This window comes from Ruminococcus sp. AF20-12LB (assembly GCF_003478985.1).
Lineage (GTDB): Bacteria > Bacillota > Clostridia > Lachnospirales > Lachnospiraceae > Blautia_A.
In genome coordinates this window covers 56275-77379 of record NZ_QUGH01000015.1, presented here as the reverse complement: position 1 = coordinate 77379, position 21105 = coordinate 56275, and the positions used below count along the sequence as shown (strand labels likewise).

Genomic DNA, 21105 nt, shown 5'->3' with positions numbered 1-21105 from the left:
CCTAATTTCAGCAAAAGAACATAAAGGGCTGAGAGTGGAAATTAGTTTTTCATTTTAGGGAAAATGTGAAGAAAGTGTGAAATTAGCACTCGCCTCTTGACAGTGCTAATAATGCGTGTTATAGTACATACAGAACAAAGGAAGAGAGAAAAAGAAATCTTCCGGAGAAAGTTCTTACAGAGTTTTCAGAAACAGTAAATTAAAAACGCCTGCATAATACGCAGCGAATATAGATCAGGAGGAATGAGTTATGTTAATGCCAAGTATTTTCGGAGAAGATTTATTTGATGATTTTATGGGATATCCTGCAGGCCGTCAGGCAGCTGCCAATGCTTATCCTCAGGTGAAGGATATGATGAAGACAGATATCCGTGATGTAGATGGCAATTATGAACTGGAGATCGATCTTCCGGGATTTAAGAAAGAGGATGTGAAGATCCAGCTGAAGAATGGTTATCTGAACATTCAGGCAACCAGAGAAGAGAAGAAGGACGAGAAGGATGATAAAGGTAAATATGTTCGCAGAGAACGTTATACAGGAACCTGCAACAGAAGCTTTTATGTAGGCTCGAGCATTAAGCATGAAGATATCCATGCGAAATATGAGAACGGAATCCTTTATGTAACCTTCCCGAAGGAAGAGACCAAGAAAGAAGCAGAAGAGAAGAAATTTGTTTCTATTGATTGATCGGCATTTACTTTGAAGCAAATATCCGGAACAACCCAAACGGATATTGCAGAGATAACCAGATAATGGCCGGTTGACCGAATGCGGATAATTTTATCCGCCTGACTTAAAACTCCAAATTGCACATTGCATTTGTTTATATAAATGAATATAACCCCCTTTTTTTTCCACCCCTCTGCCAATGCCCGGCAGAGGGGTTCTTTACGTTTCAGCCTGAAGTACAGAGGTGAATTCTGATTAACTTTACACTCCCTCCCCACTCTGTTATACTTGGAACAGGTAAACAGCGGAAATTCGGCAATACTATAAAACTGGGGAAAGAGTTTTTACAGAGGTGAATATATGGGAGATAAGATCAAGGTTATCATGGACTGTGATCCCGGAATCGATGACGGGATCGCACTGGCATATGCGGCAGCACATCAGGATGAACTGGAGCTGCTTGCAGTGACGACATCTGCAGGAAGTACCAGGATAGAAAGAGTGACCAAAAATGCACTGGAGCTGGTGGATTTTTACGGACTGAAGGTTCCGGTGGCAGGAGGCCAGGATCGTCCTCTTGTGAAAGCGGCAATTTATGCGGAAGAATTTCACGGAGAGACAGGGCTTGGCCATTGCGTACTGCCGGAAGCAAAAACAGAGGCTGCTTCTGACAATGCAGTGCTTTTTATCCGTGATATTCTGAATACCCTTCCGGAGGGCGAGCAGGTAGTAATGATTGAAACTGCACCAATGACTAATCTTGCACTTCTGTTGAAGGTTTTTCCTGAAATAAAGAATAAGATCAGAAAAATTGTATTTACAGGCGGTGCAGCAAAAGGCGGAAACATCACACCGGCAGCAGAATTCAATATCTACGCAGATCCGGAGGCGGCAAAGATCGTATTCGATTCCGGAATCCCACTGATCATGTGCGGACTGGATGCTACCCTGAAATGTAATCTTACCAGAAACCAGATCATGAAGCTGTGCCAGTCCGGTGATCCGGCAGCCAGAGCCTGTGGAGATATGGCCGGCTACGTACTTGAAAATTTTTCCAAATATCGCTGCGTGGCAAGTATCCATGCTGCTGTACCGTTTATGTATCTCATCCATCCGGAGTTCTTTAAAACAGAAAAAGTATTCCTGGATGTGGACTGTTCAGACGGTGCCGGACGGGGTGCCACATTATGCGATTTCCGCTGGTGGCTACACGAAGAAGATGAAATGAAAGATATGATTCTGACAGATGCAGATACAGAAAGCTTCCAGCAGGAGCTGTTTGAAGCAATTTATTCTGTTTCTGAGTGCAGAACCGGGAAATAACCGGGATCAGACCATGAAGCAGTTGCGTTCATAAGATATAGAGGAGCAGAACACAGTGCCTGCTCTTCATAAAGATATCTGTGCACACTGTCAGATAAGAGGACAGAAAACCCATGAACTATATTGTATTTGACCTGGAATGGAACCAGAATCCGGATGGAAGAAGACATCCGGATAGTCGGCTCCCGTTTGAGATCATAGAGATCGGGGCAGTAAAATTAAATGAAAAAAGAGAGATCGTTGATACCTTTCAGTGCCTGATCAAGCCCAAAGTGTACCATTGGATCCACGACAGTATCCACGAAGTGATCCACGTGGATTATCATGAACTGGAAAACGGCATTCCTTTTCCAAGGGCGATTCGCAGATTTCTGGAATGGTGCGGGGAGGAGTATCGCTTTTTTACCTGGGGAGACCAGGATGTGATGGAACTTCAGCGCAATATGAAATACTATAATCTTTTGAAGCTGATGCCAGGGCCAGTGCATTACTATGATGTGCAGAAACTTTTCAGCATAAAATTCGAGGATGGAATATCCAGGCGTTCCCTGGAATATGCCACAGACTATCTGGAGCTTCCCAAAAAACGGGATTTTCACCGGGCACTGGCAGACGCCAGCTATACTGCCAGGATACTCCTGGAGATCGATGAAGCATGCATGATCCGTCATCCGTCCCTGGATGTATATCAGAATCCAAAATCCAGAGACAGCGAGATCTATATTTCCTATACAGACCATGACAAGTTTGTGTCCAGGGAATTTGTATCAAAGGAGCGCCTGATGAAGGACCGCACCATGGTAAGTACCATGTGTCCCATCTGCAGATGCCCTGCCAAGCGGAAAATCCGTTGGTTCAGTACCAACAATCCCAAGGTGTATTACAGCCTTGCCCTTTGTCATGAGCATGGACCTGTTGCCGGAAAGATCAGGATTCGAAAAACGGATGAGGGAAAATATTTCGGGGTGAAGACCCTGAGAGCAGAAGATACAGAAGCGGCGGATGAGATCCGTGAAAAGCACGAATCTCTCCGCCGCAGGAAAATGTTACGAAGCCAGGAGAAGATCTGATACGATGTTTCGTTCGTATTGCATTCCCCATCCGACCATTTGTTTCTTATAATAATATTTGCTTTTCAGACGCAGTGGGCCGACAGCATTCTGAAGAACGGCCTGGCGTTTGTTGAGCTGTGATTTTTTGATACCTTTTGGAATAGTCACATAAACCTTTGTCTGATAATAAAACGGATAGGTGTTTCCGTTATTCTTAAGGATATATTTGTCACAGGGGAGTACCTTAAACGGGACTGGCTCCATGGACACCTTCATATCCACCTTTTCAAAATTTTCAAAACCATAATTAAAAAGAGAAGCAGTATCGCTGTAAGCATTTGCCGCGGAAGTAGAATTCAGGATTACGGCTACCAACGTTATATTTCCTCGTTTGCAGTAGGTGACAAGCGTGTTTCCGGATGCATCGGTATATCCTGTTTTTCCGCCACGGACACCTTCATAATAGTATTCGCCGTTTTTCATCATCTTGTGATGATTGAGCAGCTGTCGGGCTTCGGTAAATTTATTGGTAGGCGGGATCTCGTAATAACGTTTGGTACAGTATCGCCGGAAAAGAGGGTTTAGCCAGGCGGATTTGGCGATCTTTGCCATGTCGGAGGCTGTGGTGTAATGATTCTCATCCGGAAGACCGTTAGGATTGTTAAAGTGTGTGTTCTTGCAGCCAAAAAGCTTGGCGCGCCAGTTCATGAGTTCTGTGAATTTCTTTACAGAACCGGAAACTTCTTCCGCAACGGCGACAGACATTTCATTAGCGGACTGGAGCATGACGGCCATCAGGGCCTGATCCCTGGTAAATTCTTCACCGGGAGCCGCATAAATACTGGAATCTCCGGCAGTTACACTGGTGGAAGCGTTCTCAGATACGGTAATATTTGTCTTAGCGTTCAGATTTTCGCAGGCAAGCAGTGTAGTCAGGATCTTTGTGATGCTGGCAGGATAGAGCTGTGTGTCCGCATTTTTGGAATAAAGAACGGCTTCTGTATTTACGTCCATAAGGACTGCAGCCTGTGCTTCGATGCCGGGACCTTTGGGCCACCCGTCAATGGAATCGGTGTCGGCGGCCTGAGAATAATAGCTGGAGTGAGCAGGCATGATTGCTGCGGCCTGACCGGATGACTGTCCATCAGGAACCGGTGTGGCAGTGACGATAGGATCACCATATTCATCGTATCCAAGAGGCGCGGAAGCGCTGCATGGCTCGGCGCCTGTAAGCAGGATTCCCACACAGAGAATACCGGCAAAGATCCGGCGCAGGGATCGTTTTTTCATATTTTTCATAATAAGATACCTTTCAGTAATAAATCCGGGAGAGAAGGTTATTATTCATTTGGAAATCAGTAACCGAAAAAACTCTTGCCCGTTTTGTGATGAGGTGCAGTATTTCATTAATTATAGCATTGTATTAATGAAAAGCTGTATTTTTGCCCTCAAGATTCTGTAGTAGTATACCACTTTCCTCCCGGAAAAACTACTTGCAGTCTGTGAAAATTCCATTAAGAAGAAGTGAACATACATATAATAAGAAAAAATCCCTGAAAACACTTGACATATGGATTTTCCCCAACCTATAATAGACAGCGTATATAGAAAAAGCTGTGATGGAGACAGTAAGCCATATGGAAAGCTTGCAGCGAACCGGGGATGGTGGGAGCCCGGGACGAGTAAATATGGCGGAATATCACTCCTGAGCTTCAGTTCCGAAGTTGTCCGGCAGCAGCCGGGAAGAATATCTGATGTACAGATGATCATCAAGTAAGAGCTGACGGATTTCCTCCGTTACAGGGAACATATATCGGCAGATACAAAGAATTGTCCGCTATGAACAGACATGGAACAACGGCCCGCGCCATAACACAGAGCATAAGACGCAGGAATCCGGACACAGGCCCGTATAATGTAACAGGTGGTACAGCGAATCAGACTTCGTCCTTTTACAGGATGGGGTCTTTTTTTATAAGTGCCCGAAGCATTGGCACGAACAGGTATCTGTGAGGAAAGAATCCGCTGTGGCCTTACAGATGAGGCAGCAGCCAGTAATCAGACACAGGAGGTAAATATTGTGTATCGTAAAGTTGACACGAATCTGAATTTTGTTGACCGTGAAAAAGAAGTTGAGAAATTCTGGAAAGACAACAAGATTTTCGAAAAGAGTATGGACAGCCGTAAAGAGGGCGAGACATACACATTCTATGACGGACCGCCTACCGCTAACGGTAAGCCACATATCGGACATGTTCTGACACGAGTTATCAAGGATATGATCCCGAGATACCGTACAATGAAGGGCTACATGGTTCCGAGAAAAGCAGGATGGGATACTCACGGACTTCCGGTTGAGCTTGAGGTTGAGAAGAAGCTTGGTCTTGACGGAAAAGAGCAGATCGAGGAGTACGGAATGGAGCCGTTCATCCAGCAGTGCAAAGAGAGCGTATGGAAATATAAAGGAATGTGGGAGGATTTTTCCTCTACAGTTGGTTTCTGGGCTGACATGGAGCATCCTTATGTAACATACGACAACAATTTCATCGAGTCTGAGTGGTGGGCACTGAAAGAAATCTGGAACAAAGGTCTTCTTTACAAAGGCTTCAAGATCGTTCCTTACTGCCCGCGTTGTGGAACTCCGCTTTCCGCACAGGAGGTTTCCCAGGGCTACAAGACTGTTAAAGAGCGTTCTGCTATCGTTCGTTTCAAGGTTGTCGGTGAGGATGCATACTTCCTGGCATGGACAACAACACCATGGACACTTCCATCCAACGTTGCACTTTGTGTAAACCCGGATGAGATCTATTGTAAGGTAAAAGCAGCAGACGGATATACCTACTACATGGCAGAAGCACTTCTGGACAAGGTTCTCGGCAAGCTTGCAAAGGATGATGAGCCTGCATATGAGATTCTTGAGAAATATAAAGGAACAGACCTTGAGCGTAAGGAATATGAGCCGCTTTTTGCATGCACAGGCGAGGCAGCAGCAAAACAGCGCAAAAAAGCTCATTTCGTAACCTGTGACAACTACGTTACCATGAGCGATGGTACCGGTATCGTTCATATCGCACCTGCATTTGGTGAGGATGACAGCCGTGTCGGACGTGAGTATGACCTTCCGTTCGTACAGTTCGTAGACGGACAGGGCAACATGACCAAAGAGACACCATATGCCGGTGTATTCGTAAAGAAAGCGGACCCTATGGTTCTCACAGACCTTGACAAAGAGGGCAAGCTTTTTGACGCACCGAAATTCGAGCATGATTATCCGCACTGCTGGAGATGTGACACACCGCTTATCTACTATGCACGTGAGTCCTGGTTCATCAAGATGACAGCAGTAAAGGATGATCTGATCCGTAACAATAATACTATCAACTGGATTCCGGAGAGCATCGGTAAGGGACGTTTCGGTGACTGGCTTGAGAACGTTCAGGACTGGGGTATTTCCAGAAACCGTTACTGGGGAACACCACTGAACATCTGGCAGTGTGAGTGCGGACATATGGAATCCGTGGGAAGCCGCCAGGATCTCTATGAGAAGAGTGGTGACGAGCGTGCGAAGACCATCGAGCTTCACCGCCCATACATTGACGACATCACTATGAAGTGTCCGGATTGCGGCAAGACCATGCATCGTGTACCGGAGGTTATCGACTGCTGGTTTGATTCCGGAGCAATGCCTTTTGCACAGCATCATTATCCGTTTGAGAATAAAGACCTGTTTGAGCAGCAGTTCCCGGCAGACTTCATCTCCGAGGCTGTTGACCAGACAAGAGGATGGTTCTACTCCCTTCTTGCTGAGTCCACACTGCTTTTCAATAAGGCTCCGTATAAGAATGTAATCGTTCTGGGACATGTACAGGATGAGAACGGACAGAAGATGAGTAAGTCCAAAGGAAATGCCGTAGATCCGTTTGACGCACTGAACAAATACGGCGCAGATGCTATCCGCTGGTACTTCTACATCAACAGTGCTCCATGGCTTCCGAACCGTTTCCACGGCAAGGCAGTTGTAGAGGGACAGAGAAAGTTCATGAGCACTCTGTGGAACACTTACGCATTCTTCGTATTGTATGCGAACATTGACAATTTTGATGCGACTAAATATACTTTAAATTACGATAAGCTTCCGGTTATGGATAAATGGCTGCTCAGCAAGCTGAATACCATGGTGAAGACTGTCGATGCAGATCTTGATTCCTACAAGATTCCGGAGGCTGCAAGAGCACTTCAGGAATTTGTTGATGATATGAGTAACTGGTATGTAAGAAGAAGCCGTGAGCGTTTCTGGGCTAAGGGCATGGAGCAGGATAAGATCAATGCTTACATGACACTCTATACAGCACTGGTAACTGTTGCCAAGGCTGCAGCTCCGATGATCCCGTTCATGACTGAGGATATTTACCAGAACCTTGTTCGCAGCATTGATGCAAATGCTCCGGAGAGTATCCATCTCTGCGATTACCCGAAGGTAAACGAGGCATGGATTGACAAGGATCTCGAGGCAAACATGGAAGAGCTTCTTGAGATCGTTGTTCTCGGACGTGCATGCAGAAATACCGCAAACATTAAGAACCGTCAGCCGATCGGAACCATGTATGTAAAAGCTGAGAAAGCTATGGATAAATTCTACACAGATATCATCGCAGATGAGCTTAACGTAAAAGAAGTGAAATTCGCAGATGATGTAGAGTCCTTCATTTCCTACAGCTTCAAGCCGCAGCTCCGTACAGTAGGACCGAAATACGGCAAGCTTCTGAACGGCATCCGTACCGCACTCTCCGAGATCGACGGAACCGCAGCAATGAAAGAGCTGAGAGATAATGGTGTTCTCGTTCTTGACATTGCCGGAAACAGAGTCGAGCTTGCAGAGGAAGACTTATTGATCGAAACAGCCCAGAGCGAGGGCTATGTGACAGAGACAGACGGTGAAACATCCGTTGTCCTTGATACAAACCTTACACCTGAGCTGATCCAGGAGGGCTTTGTCCGCGAGATCATCAGCAAAGTTCAGACCATGCGTAAAGAGGCTGGTTTCGAAGTCATGGACAAGATCATTGTCTATGCAAAAGATAACGATAAGATCATGGATATCATGAAAGCAAACCAGGATGAGATCAAACGTGAAGTACTGGCAGAAAACATTGTTCTGGGAGAAGCAGAGGGTTACACCAAAGAATGGAACATCAACAAAGAGGCTGTAACACTGGGAGTATCCAAAGTACAGGAGGAAAACTAATGATTGACAAGCAGTTTGAGAAAGAGGAGTTCAAAAAAAGCGTAAAAGAAAACGTAAAATTCCTTTATCGAAAAACACTGGAAGAGGCTACACAGGAGCAGATTTTTCAGGCTGTAAGCTACACTGTGAAGGACGTGATCATTGACAACTGGCTTAAGAGCCAGAAGGCGTATGAAAAACAGGACCCGAAGATCGTATATTATATGTCCATGGAGTTCCTTATGGGCCGTGCCCTTGGAAACAACCTGATCAACCTTGGCGCATACGGCGAGGTTAAGGAGGCTCTTGAGGAGCTTGGACTTGACATTAACTGCATCGAAGACCAGGAGCCGGATCCGGCTCTTGGAAACGGTGGACTCGGAAGACTGGCAGCATGCTTCCTGGATTCCCTTGCAACTCTGAATTACTGTGCATACGGATGCGGAATCCGTTACCGTTACGGTATGTTCAAGCAGGAAATCCGTGACGGTTATCAGGTAGAGGCACCGGATAACTGGCTGAAGAACGGCTATCCTTTCGAACTCCGTCGTCCGGAGTATGCAAAAGAGGTTCATTTCGGCGGATATGTACGCGTTGAGTGGGATCCGGTGAAGAACGAGAATAAATTTATCCATGAGGGATATCAGGCAGTAAAGGCTGTTCCTTACGATATGCCGATCACAGGTTATAACAACGATGTTGTAAATACACTTCGTATTTGGGACGCAGAGCCGATCGTAGACTTTAACCTTGACTCTTTCGACAAGGGTGATTATCACAACGCAGTAGAGCAGGAGAACCTTGCACGTACTATCGTAGAGGTGCTTTATCCGAATGATAACCATATGGCAGGTAAAGAGCTTCGTCTGAAACAGCAGTACTTCTTCGTATCTGCCAGCCTTCAGGCAGCCATTGACAAATATAAGAAAACTCATGATGATATCACAAAACTTCATGAGAAGGTTGTATTCCAGATGAACGATACTCATCCGACTGTTGCAGTAGCAGAGCTGATGCGTATCCTCATTGATGAAGAAGGTCTTGGCTGGGATCAGGCATGGGATATCACAACAAAATGCTGTGCTTATACTAACCACACCATCATGTCCGAGGCACTTGAGAAATGGCCGATCGAGCTGTTTTCCAGACTGCTTCCGCGTGTATACCAGATCATCGAGGAGATCAACCGTCGTTTCATTCTTGAGATCCAGCAGAAATATCCTGGAAACTTCGAGAAGATCAAGAAGATGGCGATCATCTATGACGGACAGGTTAAGATGGCTCACCTCGCGATCGTTGCAGGCTACTCTGTAAACGGTGTTGCACGCCTTCATACCGAGATTCTCAAGAATCAGGAGCTGAAGGATTTCTATGAGATGATGCCTGAGAAGTTCAACAACAAAACAAACGGTATCACACAGAGACGTTTCCTTGCTCATGGAAACCCGCTTCTGGCTGACTGGGTAACAGACAAGATCGGACCGGACTGGATTACAGATCTTTCCCAGCTTTCCAAGCTTAAGGTTTACGCAGACGATGAGAAGGCTCTTCAGGAGTTCATGACCATCAAGTTCAAGAACAAAGAGCGTCTTGCAAAATATATCCTGGAGCACAATGGTGTTGAGGTTGACCCGCACTCCATCTTCGATATCCAGGTTAAGAGACTTCATGAGTACAAACGTCAGCTTCTCAACATCCTGCATGTGATCTATCTGTACAACCAGATCAAGGCACATCCGGAGATGGATTTCTATCCGAGAACATTTATCTTTGGTGCAAAAGCTTCCGCAGCTTATGCACGTGCAAAGAAGATCATCAAGCTGATCAACTGTGTGGCAGATGTTGTAAACAATGATGCTTCCATCAACGGTAAGCTGAAGGTTGTATTCATCGAGAACTACCGTGTATCCAACGCCGAGATCATTTTTGCGGCAGCAGATGTTTCCGAGCAGATCTCCACAGCAAGTAAAGAGGCTTCCGGTACAGGTAACATGAAATTCATGCTGAACGGTGCTCCGACACTTGGAACCATGGATGGTGCCAACGTCGAGATCGTACAGGAGGTTGGCGAGGAGAACGCATTTATCTTCGGTATGAGCTCTGACCAGATCATCAACTATGAGAATAACGGCGGTTACGATCCGGACTTCATCTACAACACAGATCCGGAGATCCGTCAGGTACTGATGCAGCTGATCAACGGAACCTTCTCCAGCGATACAGAGATGTTCCGTGACATTTATAATTCACTTCTCGACAAACGCAACATGCCGAGACCTGACCAGTACTTCATCCTTGGCGACTTCCGTTCCTATGCAGAAGCACAGAAACGTGTTGAGGAAGCATACAAAGATGAGAAACGCTGGGCTAAGATGGCACTTCTCAATACAGCATGCAGCGGTAAGTTCACATCCGACAGAACTATCCAGGAGTATGTAGATGATATCTGGCATCTGGATAAGGTTGTTGTGAAAGAGAACTAAGATATATAAAGTAATCTGCAAAGTATTACCATAAAATAAATTTCCACACAAAAACAGGGCTCGTCAGAAGTGGCGACGGCCCTGTTTTTTGTGTGGAAATTATGCCGGATTGATGACGATCCGGTTCCGCCTGGCCAGTGCAATGGCGATATGGCAGCCTTCCGCGATGGCGCAGGCTTTATCGGCAAAGCTGATGATCCAGGCTTCCTTATTGCGTGGAAGAGGTCCCAGAGGGAACATATGTGAGAGTATCGCATCCAGCTCTCTGTCTGTGACATCAAAGTGTGCGGCACTGTTGTCTGCGGCAGCCTTCGGGTGATAAAACGCCTGATGCTCACCGGTCGGTGTCTCCGCCCTGAAGTCATAGGGACAGAAATCGTGGAGAAGCCCTGCCCTTGCGGCAGCTTTCTCGTCACATCCCAGCTTCCTGGCAATGAACCAGGAGAGGTAAGAAACATTGATACTGTGCATGAGCCGTGTGGTCCACTGGTGGTGGGTGTACAGGCTCAGCTTCAGGAACTCTCTGTTACAGAGGATGTTCTTCACAAGCTCATGATATTCCTGTGAGACCTCATCCGACACCGTGATATCCATCGGCAATCACCTTCTTTCTTTTGTTTATAACTTCATTATGACGATTATGGAGAAAAATGCAATATGGTTTATAGTTTTTTTAGAAATTAGCTTGGACAAATTTATTTGGGATGGGAAATGTCAGCGCGCAGAAGTAAGGAGAATGTTTTTGGGGGTCTGTTCTTTGGGAAATTATGGTATAGTAAAGTGAAAATGCTATAACGGTTTTATGGACAGCTATATAAGATAGGCTGAAAATAGCTGATTTAGATGGTTGACATAATAAAAAGAAGAGGAGCGTAATATATATGAAACCAGAAAAACTGATCGAAATACTTTCCGTTGCAGAACGGTTAAAGGATGCGGTGCGTCATAGTTATACTTCCGGTGGCAGGCGGGAGAGCGTTGCAGAGCATTCCTGGAGGATCACGCTGATGGCATATTTTGTCAGTGATGAGTTCCCTGAGGCGGATCTTCTGAAGATCATGAAAATGTGCCTGATCCATGATCTGGGAGAAGCTTTTACCGGGGATATCCCAGCCTTTGAAAAAACGGATAAAGATTCGGAGAAAGAAGCCGATGTGCTGGGAGAATGGGTGAAAACTCTGCCGGAGCCGTTTGATAAAGAGATGGCGGAACTGTATCAGGAGATGGAAGCGCAGCGGACTCTGGAGGCCAGGATCTATAAAGCGTTGGACAAGCTGGAAGCCCTGATCCAGCACAATGAATCCGATATTAAAACCTGGATTCCGCTGGAGTATGATCTGCAGATGATTTACGGAAATGAGCAGGTGAAATTCTCAGAATATCTGACAGAGCTTCGCGCAAAGGTTCGGGAAGATAGTGTACAGAAAATTCAGAAAAAAGGTTGTTGAATATGAATAACTCATGTATACTAATATGTATGGAATAAGTCCAAAATGCTTATAAAAGGGGGAAAAAGTAATGAAAAAAGCAGTAAAGAGATTATTGGTGTTATTTCTGGCACTTACATTTATCGTGACAGATCTTGCAGTAGCACCGGTCACAGCACAGGCGGCGGGTACGCTCAAATTTCATAAATCGATCGCTCTTATGAAGGGTGAGGAAATCGGATATGTAATCATAAACTCTGTCAGATCTGATAAAGTTCTGGGACTGAAATCCAGTAATACCAATGTGGTATCAGTAAGAAAGATGCCGTTTCTGGGTGATTATACCATTACGCTGAAGGCAAAAAAAACAGGAACTTCTATTGTATCCTTCAAAGTAAAAAGAAAGAATGGAAAAACATATTCTTTTAAATCTAAAGTTACGGTACATAATTATAAAAATCCGTTAAATGTGTGCAAATTCGGAAGAAAAGATTATAAAAAATCCTTTGATAAAAAGACCATGGTTCCGGTTGCGAAAGGTTATTCCAGAAAGGCAAAAGTATGTATCACTGCAAAGAAGGGCTACAAGATAGTTGCAATATATTACAGTGAACACGGAACCGGAAGACAGAGAAAGATCAAAAATGGAAGCACAGTCACTATGGATGGATCACATTATCTGCAGATATTGTATAAGAATACCAGCAAAAATTATGTATCATCGGTATATCTGGATGGATATAGTATGTAGAGATGATAAAAAAAGGAACCGGGAGACCGGTTCCTTTTTTGGTGATTTCAGAACATCTCTGAGTGCTGGTATTTTAAGGCTTTTTGGAATGTTTTTATTTGCTTTATATTAGCACACTGGGCAATTTTTTACGAGTATATTTTTTAAACCAGTAGAAGGAAGAATATGATAGCCAGTACTTCAATGAATATAGTATAATTATGGCAGAAAAACGAAAATGGGGGAATCATATGAAGAAAAAGAGGATTGCAATGCTTTTGGTCGCAACACTTACGTTTTCACAGAATATGGGCGCGGTCATACCGGCAGCAGCTGAGGAACTGACAGCAGATACCGGACAGGAAACTGCAGAGACAGAAGAATCAGTTCAGGAGAACGATGACTCGGAAACAACAGGGGAAGCAGCTTCAGTGCCTGATCTGGAAGACGATGAGGAATTAAGTCTTCAGGATGATGCAGAGAATGCGGAAGAAGAAATTGCAGAAGAAGAAAACACATCAGAAACTACGGAGCTATCCGGGGATAACACCGAAAACCAGGAGGCTTTCAGTGACGGTTCAGAAGATGGAGAGTCTGCTACAGCAAATGAACAATATCAGCTTAATCTGATATACGAAGGCACCAGTGGGAGTCAGGACTTACTGCCGAACAGTCATGTCAGAATAAAAACCCGTCTGGTTGATACAACTGACTGGAGTGATGTTTCTGCATATGAATTGAAAGTTGCTCCGGTAACGGGTGGAAATGGTGTCAAAATGGCAGACGTATCATTAGATGGCCAGGATATTGTGCTGGATGTTTACAATAAAACCGGAGACGCCAGAATTTCCGCAACGGCATTCATAAATGGAACTGAAGTGGCAAAAAGGGAATTTGGGGTTAACATCAGTGAGTATGTGATCCTACCGGAAAAAATCACAGATACAAGTGGTAATGAAATCAACCTTGAAGTAGGCCAGCAGCTGGATATAGCAAAAGACATGAAACCACAGCTTGTCCGTTACAAAGATGGAAAAGGAGACCCGATTCCGGTAACAGGGGACAATTACAAGATCGTCATGTCACAGACAGATCCTGGAGGTGAAGAACTTCGTGATTATGATGCAGATGGCCTGAAATGGATAGAGGTTCCGGGACAGGATCTTCCAATCCTGGAGAGAACAACAGAGAATTCTACATGGTTTGCACTTTTGGCTATGGAGAGATTAGAAAATGGAGACTGGCATTATATTACCCGACATCATTATGAGCTTAATCCTTTGAACAACAGCGATTATGACAATGGTCATAACGATGACAGCGAAGAGAAAAGCTCCTACAGACTGATATATGATTATCAGGATACAACAGGAAATGAAGCCATGCTGCCGAACAGTCAGATGACAGCTATCACTTATCTGGAGGACAAAACAAAGGATTATCAGAGAGTAGATGATTATAAACTGGAAATCCTGGAACAGTCAAAGCTGGCAGATATTTCAGTTTCTGCAGATGGAAAAAAACTTGTTATTAAATCTGGCAATAAAACCGGTCAGGGCTGCTGTTACATATCTGTACAGATACCGGATGGAAAAGGCGGATACAGAGAAGCCTTCAGAAAAGATATGTGGTTCAGCGTCAGTGAGTATGTGATCCTGCCGGAAAAAATCACAGATACAAGTGGTAATGAAATCAACCTTGAAGTAGGTCAGCAGTTGGATATAGCAAAAGACATGAAACCACAGCTTGTCCGTTACAAAGGTGGAAAAGGAGACCCAATTCCGGTAACAGGAGATAATTATAAAATCGTAATATCTTCATGGACAGATGAAAGTACAGGCACAGTGTACCATGATTATGATACAGACGGCTGGAAATGGATCGATGTTCCAGGGCAGGAGCTCCCAATCCTTGAGAGAACATCAGGATATGGCACATATTTTGGGCTTACTGCAATGGAAAAAAGTGCAGATGGAAACTGGCACCAGATTGCAAGACGGATGTATGAGGTGGATACTTTACCCGGTTATAATGGCGACGACAGTGGAAACTTCGGTGACAGTGGTCATGACAGTGATGATAGTGAGGAAAAAAGCTTTTATAATCTGACATACGATTTGGAAGGCACAGCAGGAAATGAAGCCATGCTGCCGAACAATGAAACGACCATTGTGACAGACATACTGGATAAAACCAGTGGCCAGCATCCGGTAAAAGATTATAAGCTGGAAATCATAGAACAATCAAAACTGGCAGAAGCTACAGTTTCTCCGGATGGAAAGAAGCTTATAATTAAATCCAACGATAAAACCGGTGTTGGCTGCTGTTATGTAGCAGTAAAACTTCTGGATAAAACCGGTGAATATAAAGAAGCCTTCAGAAAAGATATATGGTTTGAAGTCAGCGAATTTATGCTGATACCGGATAATCTGACAGATAAGAATGGAAAGCTGCTTAATCCGGCTGTTGGAGAATCCATTAATCTCGCCAATTTAAAAGTAAAACTGGTTCAGTATATAAACGGAAAAGGCGATCCCGTTGAGATTACAGGAAATGATATAAAAATCGTAGTGATGAGCTGGAAGGATACAGAATCCGGTAAACTGCAATATGATTACGATGATGAAGCATGGAATATGCAGAAAGTTTCCGGCCAGGAGCTTCCGATCATGACGAGAAAGTCCGATGATAATACAAGGCTTGCACTGTCTGCCATGCGAAAAAACAAAAACGGGGAGTGGGAGCGGCTTGTAAGGAAACATTTTGAGATTGGAGAAAACAGTTCAAAACACAGTCACAGCTGGAAAGCAGTAAAAACTGTTCAGGCAACCTGTACGTCAAAAGGAAGCAGAACCGATAAATGTACTTCCTGTGATGGTATAAGAACCGTAACACTTCCGGCAAAACATACCGCTGTAAAAGATGCAGCAATTGCAGCGACAGTATTTAAGGCAGGAAAGAAGGAAGGAAGTCATTGTAAAGTATGTGGCAAAGTGCTCAAGAAACAAATTACAGTTGCCAAACTGAAACCGACGATTTCCCTGACTGCATCTTCCCTGAAAATGAAAGCAGGTCAGTCTACCACTGCATTTAAAGCAGCCGGACTGGCGAAAGGTGATTATGTTACAAAAGTGACATCCGGAAATACAGGAATCGTAAAAGTATCTTCTGTGACAAAGAAGGGAACTTTCAGACTGACAGCAGGTAAAAAGGCAGGAAGTACTACAGTTAAGGTTATTCTTGCAAGCAAAAAGTCAGCATCTTTTAAAGTTACCGTACAGAGAGGAGCAGTAAAAACTTCGAAAATTACTGTAAGCACTAAATCTGTGACACTCAAAAAAGGAACTACTTACCGTAAACTGGCATCTTCAGTTAAAGTCACTCCTGTAACCAGCCAGGAAAAAGTTACATACACATCATCCAACAAAAAAATCGCGACAGTAACATCCGGTGGTGTGATCAAAGGTCTGAAAAAAGGAACCGCAACAATCACAATCCGAAGCGGCTCAAAGAGGACAACCTGTAAAGTTACAGTTAAATAAAAATTGTACGAAAAAAGGGGGAATCACAGAAGTGATTCCCCCTTAAAAAATCCTTATTTTATGCGGATTTCTTATTTGCCGAAGTATCTTTTAAGCAGACCAGCGAATGCTTTTCCGTGTCTTGCCTCGTCCTTAGCCATCTCATGTACTGTGTCATGGATTGCGTCAAGGTCAGCTGCTTTCGCACGTTTTGCAAGGTCGAATTTACCTGCTGTAGCGCCGTTCTCAGCCTCTACACGCATCTGAAGGTTCTTTTCTGTGCTGTCTGTTACAACCTCACCAAGGAGCTCTGCGAATTTAGCTGCATGCTCTGCTTCCTCGTAAGCTGCTTTCTCATAGTACATTCCAACTTCCGGATATCCCTCTCTGTGAGCTACTCTAGCCATTGCAAGATACATACCAACCTCAGAGCACTCGCCCTCGAAGTTAGCTCTCAGATCTGCAAGGATGTCCTCGCTGACGCCTTTAGCAACGCCTACAACATGCTCAGCTGCCCATGAGAGCTCGCCTTCCTGTTTCTGGAATTTAGAAGCTGGTGCTTTACATACTGGACAGGCTTCCGGTGCCTGCTCGCCTTCATAAACATATCCACATACTGTACATACCCATTTAGCCATAGTAATGATCTCCTTTTCTTTTTTGAAATATATTGTTTATTTTTGTTTCTCTTGAATTAATAATAGTAATTATTACTATTTCATGATACCATGTGATCTTTATTTTGTCAAGCTTGTTTTTCTTCTTTTTTCAGGCATTCCTTGCAGATTCCATAGAAGCTTGCGTCTACGTCAAAGACTTTTCCGTGGATAAATTCTGCAGCTGCCTGTTCAAGAATTCCGTTAAGGCTGTCTGACTGCATATCTATCACCCGGTTGCATCTGGTACACATGAAATGTGAGTGTGGTGCGACCCTTCCATCGTAGCGATCCGCGCTTCCGAAATTGGTCAGCTTCCGGATCTCACCGATGTCACTGAGAAGAGAAAGATTACGGTAGACAGTTCCGAGACTGATGTTCGGGTAGATCTGTCGAAGATTCTCGTATACTGTATCTGCCGTTGGATGATCTGTTCTGGATCTCAGAAATTCCTTGATGGATTCTCGCTGACGGCTGTATTTAAGTGCTGCCATAATGTCCTCTCCTTTCAGTAATAGTAATTATTACTGATATTATAATACATGACAGAGGGAGGTTTGTCAAGAGGTTTTGATCTGATTATCCTGAAATATTTTCATTTTATGAGCTGGATGTAAATAAGTATTTTTACGCTGCAGGTGTAGTGGATATTTGCAACCATGCAGGGGACTTACCTGATTCGGTTAAATGGTGAGAACTGGCAGTCGGATGTCTGACAGAGTGTTTGTTATAAGGAATATTGTGCCTTTAATGATGGGATTTTATCAATAAAAATTCCTAATGAAAATTTTTAAAAAATAAGTTGACAGAGGCTAACTATGGTAGTATATTTACAATAGTTAGACAAATCTAACTAATGTGTAAAGGAGAATGCAAATGACTTGTGAAAAATTTGAATCTGTCATGGGTTATCATTGTTCCCCTGTATTAATGGGAATGAAACCGGCGAATCTTGTTTCCTTTTCCAAGGAAAAAATTCCGGAACTGCCGGAGATCATTTCGGATTATGAGGAGAGTCTTGAACGGGAAGGTATCCGTATGGAGATTATCTGTGGATGCAGGAAGCATTATCTTCTTCTGGTGTACCGGCCGGATATGCTGCAGGAATATCTTAAGCAGGATGAAGCCAGGAAACTTTTGCTCCAGGATGGGTATAATATAGATGGTTCTTTGGATGAGATGATCGCCCGTCTGAAGGAGAGATTTTTTTATAAGACGGAGTTTCCTCATGAGATCGGACTTTTCCTGGGGTATCCCATTGAAGACGTGAAGGGTTTCCGGAAATTTGGAGGCAGTGGCTGCAAGATGTGTGGTTACTGGAAGGTTTATGATGATGTGGAGCAGGCTCGCAGGATTTTTGACAGCTATGATAAGTGTCGGGAGTTTACTGCGGCGCAGATCCGTGCGGGGTATTCGATTTTGCAGGTCGTTGGTATGAAGCATCTCTGTACATCTCAGATGTGCGTATAATATAAAGTTTAAAAACAGGAGGTTTTTGAGATGAGCAAGGTAGGAATTATTTACTGGTCTTCTACAGGTAACACAGAGGCTATGGCGCAGGCTGTAGAGGAAGGTGCCAAGGCTGCCGGTGCGGATGTTGAGATTATGGAAGTGGCTGATGCGGATGTGGATAAAGCGCTTTCTTTTGATGTTCTGGCTCTTGGTTGTCCGGCTATGGGGGATGAGGAGCTTGAGGAGGGTGAGTTTGAGCCGTTCTTTTCTGATCTGGAAGGTAAACTTTCCGGTAAAAAAGTTGCACTTTTCGGTTCCTATGACTGGGGCGACGGAGAGTGGATGAGAACATGGTGCGGCAGAGCAAAAGACGCAGGCGCAGAGCTTGTTGAGGATGAGGGTCTCATTGTAAACAACACTCCTGATGATGAAGGACTTGCAGCTTGCCGTGAACTTGGCGGAAAACTCGCATAAGATTTGTTAGATTTCAGATAAATAAAAACTGAGCAGAGCATTGGATTTTCAAACACCAACACCATCCGGACAGAAGAGATAGACATCTTTTTTGTCCGGGTGGTGTTTTATTTTGAACAAAAATATCTGCTTATTACTTTGAGGAAATATAGAAGAAATGAATATTAAGACAAAAAATCCTTGTTGATTTTAATATTTACGTGTCCTAAAATAGATAAAAATGAAATAAAGCAGGAAAGTGAGGGATGCCGGATGACGCGGGAGGAAGCGGAACAGTATTTATATTATGCGATGACAATTGGTGAACAGCTTCTTTGCTGCGGAGCAGAGGTTGGACGTGTGGAAGATACCATACGGCGGATCTGCCTGGCATATGGAGCCACCCGGGCAGATGTTTTTTCTATCACATCCAGTATTGTGACGACTATTTATGGAGAGGATTTCGGTATTTGCACCCAGACGCGGCGTGTGCCGGGAATGTCCAATGATCTGGGACGGCTGGATGACCTGAACCAGCTTTCCAGATACATCTGTGAGTATCGGCCGAAGCCGGAGGAGATCCAGAAGGGGCTGGAAAAGATCCGGGATAAACAAGGATATTCTTTTAAAACGCAGATTTTGATCTATGCTGTAATTTCAGGTTCTTTTTCCGTGTTTTTCGGAGGAGATGTCAACGATATGATTGCTTCTGCGCTGATTGGTATCGCCCTGAAGCTGTTTGAGGCTTTTGTAAAAAAAGGTGCATTAAACTCGCTACTGACAGTGCTTCTTTGCTGCGGAGCCGGCGGAGTACTTTCCAATCTTACAGTTCTAATCGGGCTTGGACATCATGCGGATCTGATCAGTATCGGAAATATCATGCTTCTGATACCGGGAATTGCATTTACCAATTCATTGCGCGATATGTTTTCAGGAGATACCATTACAGGTTTGATCCGATGTATGGAGGCACTTTTGCTGGCATTGGTCGTGGGCCTTGGTTTTACGGTGGCGAATCTGTTGTTTTAACCGAATCAGGGAAGTTCTCTTGAAGGTTGCGAAAAGCAATAAGCAGTGAATGAGGAGTTTAGATACTGCATCAATTGCGGAGTAGCGAAATGCAGCAGATGATGGGAGTATTTGAGAGTAGTTATGATTTTATTCAGGAGGAAAACATGCGGGAAATCATACAGCTGGTCGTATCCTTCACAGGATCCCTCGGCTTTGCGGCATTATTTAATATCCATGGAAAAAAACTCTGGTTTGCGGCATTGGGTGGATGTCTGTCCTGGGCTGTATATCTGGCAGTAGAGTTCATAACGCCAAGTCCGTATGTGTGCGGTTTCTGGTCAACAGTAGCTATTACTTTGTATGCAGAATGTATGGCAAGAATTCATAAAACGCCGGTAACTGTATTTCTGGTTTCTGCGACAATTCCGTTGATTCCGGGAGCAGCACTTTACCGGACAATGAACTGGATGTTGATGAAGGACTGGGCAAAATTCCAGAAAGACGGAATCTATACGATCCTTTTTGCGGTGAGCATGGCAGCAGGAATGACGCTGACAACCATTGCGTTCCGGATGGCGTGGCGGTGGATGTACAGGCAGAGGAGAATGTAATACAGTATCGAAATTCCCCGTTTACAAACCATCGGAAATGTGTTACGATTTTCCCATATGGAAAACTCATGGAAGAAGAGAGTACATGTGTACACCGTACTACAGGGAAATCCCCGGAGGACTTTTTAGATGCAGGCTGTGATGCAGTTGAGGTCATAGATCTGCAGCAGGGTGAATGGTAAAGGTTCACTTTATGCAGGAGTTCCGAGACTGAGAGGGATGTGCAGGCGCAGATGGAAGATGGCTTCGGAGAGGCATTGCTGACTCGGTTTGAACGTGATAAGCGAAATGTGAATGTCCCGTTTAATGGACACCGGCAGGTAATGACAGGACCGCCTGTTATAGCGGAAAGGTATAGAAACTGCTGTACCTGATGAGGTTTTTGCCGCGAGGCAGGAACGAAAAGAAGTGGTAACACGGGTAATAACTCGTCTTCTCATATCGTTATGGTATGAGAAGGCGTTTTTTTATGTCGCTGAGAATTACTTGGTA

The 21105-nt window shown here is 44.3% G+C and carries 17 protein-coding genes; 13 read left to right on the top strand and 4 right to left on the bottom strand.

Annotation, left to right across the window (positions count from 1 at the left end; genetic code table 11):
* The first annotated feature begins 250 nt into the window (after positions 1–250).
* From DWX61_RS16140 to DWX61_RS16130, 3 genes are all read left to right on the top strand, one after another.
* Positions 251–688 carry an Hsp20/alpha crystallin family protein gene (locus tag DWX61_RS16140; protein ID WP_118626333.1) on the top strand — a complete coding sequence of 146 codons (438 nt, stop codon included), beginning with the start codon at positions 251–253 and terminating at the stop codon, positions 686–688.
* 342 nt (positions 689–1030) lie between these two features.
* The gene (locus tag DWX61_RS16135) at positions 1031–1993 is read left to right on the top strand and encodes a nucleoside hydrolase (RefSeq protein WP_118626331.1); all 963 of its coding nucleotides are present in this window, start codon (positions 1031–1033) and stop codon (positions 1991–1993) included.
* A 113-nt stretch (positions 1994–2106) separates the two neighbouring features.
* Positions 2107–3063 (top strand): 3'-5' exonuclease, encoded by a 957-nt coding sequence (locus DWX61_RS16130; RefSeq protein WP_118626329.1) that lies wholly within the window; start codon positions 2107–2109, stop codon positions 3061–3063.
* On the opposite strand, the gene DWX61_RS16125 is transcribed toward DWX61_RS16130, so the two are convergent.
* The gene (locus tag DWX61_RS16125; RefSeq protein WP_118626327.1) at positions 3040–4344 is read right to left on the bottom strand and encodes a D-alanyl-D-alanine carboxypeptidase family protein; all 1305 of its coding nucleotides are present in this window, start codon (positions 4342–4344) and stop codon (positions 3040–3042) included. The two genes, DWX61_RS16130 and DWX61_RS16125, sit on opposite strands and share 24 nt — an antisense overlap.
* Positions 4345–5125: 781 nt before the next feature.
* Here DWX61_RS16125 and ileS point away from each other — a divergent pair.
* A complete protein-coding gene (gene ileS / locus DWX61_RS16120) occupies positions 5126–8290 on the top strand; it encodes an isoleucine--tRNA ligase (RefSeq protein WP_118626337.1) in 3165 nt (1054 codons plus the stop codon).
* A gap of 2 nt (positions 8291–8292) precedes the next feature.
* On the top strand, positions 8293–10752 hold the full coding sequence (locus DWX61_RS16115; RefSeq protein WP_353652881.1) for a glycogen/starch/alpha-glucan phosphorylase: 2460 nt from the start codon (positions 8293–8295) through the stop codon (positions 10750–10752).
* 99 nt (positions 10753–10851) lie between these two features.
* Here DWX61_RS16115 and DWX61_RS16110 read toward each other — a convergent pair whose 3' ends face one another.
* Positions 10852–11346 carry an HD domain-containing protein gene (locus DWX61_RS16110; protein ID WP_118626323.1) on the bottom strand — a complete coding sequence of 165 codons (495 nt, stop codon included), beginning with the start codon at positions 11344–11346 and terminating at the stop codon, positions 10852–10854.
* A 287-nt stretch (positions 11347–11633) separates the two neighbouring features.
* Here DWX61_RS16110 and DWX61_RS16105 point away from each other — a divergent pair, with 287 nt between their 5' ends.
* From DWX61_RS16105 to DWX61_RS16095, 3 genes are all read left to right on the top strand, one after another.
* Positions 11634–12200: an HD domain-containing protein gene (locus DWX61_RS16105; protein WP_118626321.1), complete on the top strand. Its 567-nt coding sequence runs from the start codon at positions 11634–11636 to the stop codon at positions 12198–12200.
* A gap of 70 nt (positions 12201–12270) precedes the next feature.
* Positions 12271–12930, top strand: coding sequence for a hypothetical protein (locus DWX61_RS16100; protein WP_118626319.1), 660 nt, complete (start codon positions 12271–12273; stop codon positions 12928–12930).
* Between the two features lie 230 nt (positions 12931–13160).
* Positions 13161–16451 (top strand): Ig-like domain-containing protein, encoded by a 3291-nt coding sequence (locus DWX61_RS16095; RefSeq protein ID WP_182434032.1) that lies wholly within the window; start codon positions 13161–13163, stop codon positions 16449–16451.
* A gap of 71 nt (positions 16452–16522) precedes the next feature.
* Here the strand turns inward: DWX61_RS16095 and DWX61_RS16090 are convergent, their stop codons facing one another.
* Both DWX61_RS16090 and DWX61_RS16085 read right to left on the bottom strand, forming a co-directional pair.
* The gene (locus DWX61_RS16090; RefSeq protein ID WP_015526390.1) at positions 16523–17068 is read right to left on the bottom strand and encodes an NADH peroxidase; all 546 of its coding nucleotides are present in this window, start codon (positions 17066–17068) and stop codon (positions 16523–16525) included.
* Between the two features lie 107 nt (positions 17069–17175).
* Positions 17176–17580 (bottom strand): Fur family transcriptional regulator, encoded by a 405-nt coding sequence (locus DWX61_RS16085; protein WP_015526389.1) that lies wholly within the window; start codon positions 17578–17580, stop codon positions 17176–17178.
* A 382-nt stretch (positions 17581–17962) separates the two neighbouring features.
* Here DWX61_RS16085 and DWX61_RS16080 point away from each other — a divergent pair, with 382 nt between their 5' ends.
* The 5 genes from DWX61_RS16080 to DWX61_RS16060 all read left to right on the top strand — a co-directional run bounded on the left by DWX61_RS16080 (position 17963) and on the right by DWX61_RS16060 (position 20795).
* Positions 17963–18556 (top strand): DUF3793 family protein, encoded by a 594-nt coding sequence (locus DWX61_RS16080; protein ID WP_173753027.1) that lies wholly within the window; start codon positions 17963–17965, stop codon positions 18554–18556.
* 30 nt (positions 18557–18586) lie between these two features.
* A complete protein-coding gene (locus DWX61_RS16075; protein ID WP_118515241.1) occupies positions 18587–19012 on the top strand; it encodes a flavodoxin in 426 nt (141 codons plus the stop codon).
* A gap of 252 nt (positions 19013–19264) precedes the next feature.
* Positions 19265–20020, top strand: a complete 756-nt coding sequence (locus DWX61_RS16070) for a threonine/serine exporter family protein (RefSeq protein ID WP_021653091.1) — start codon at positions 19265–19267, stop codon at positions 20018–20020.
* Between the two features lie 89 nt (positions 20021–20109).
* The gene (locus DWX61_RS16065) at positions 20110–20613 is read left to right on the top strand and encodes a threonine/serine exporter family protein (protein ID WP_015526384.1); all 504 of its coding nucleotides are present in this window, start codon (positions 20110–20112) and stop codon (positions 20611–20613) included.
* A complete protein-coding gene (locus DWX61_RS16060; RefSeq protein WP_118626313.1) occupies positions 20586–20795 on the top strand; it encodes a hypothetical protein in 210 nt (69 codons plus the stop codon). Before DWX61_RS16065 ends, DWX61_RS16060 begins: the two co-directional genes overlap by 28 nt.
* The last annotated feature ends 310 nt before the right edge of the window (positions 20796–21105 follow it).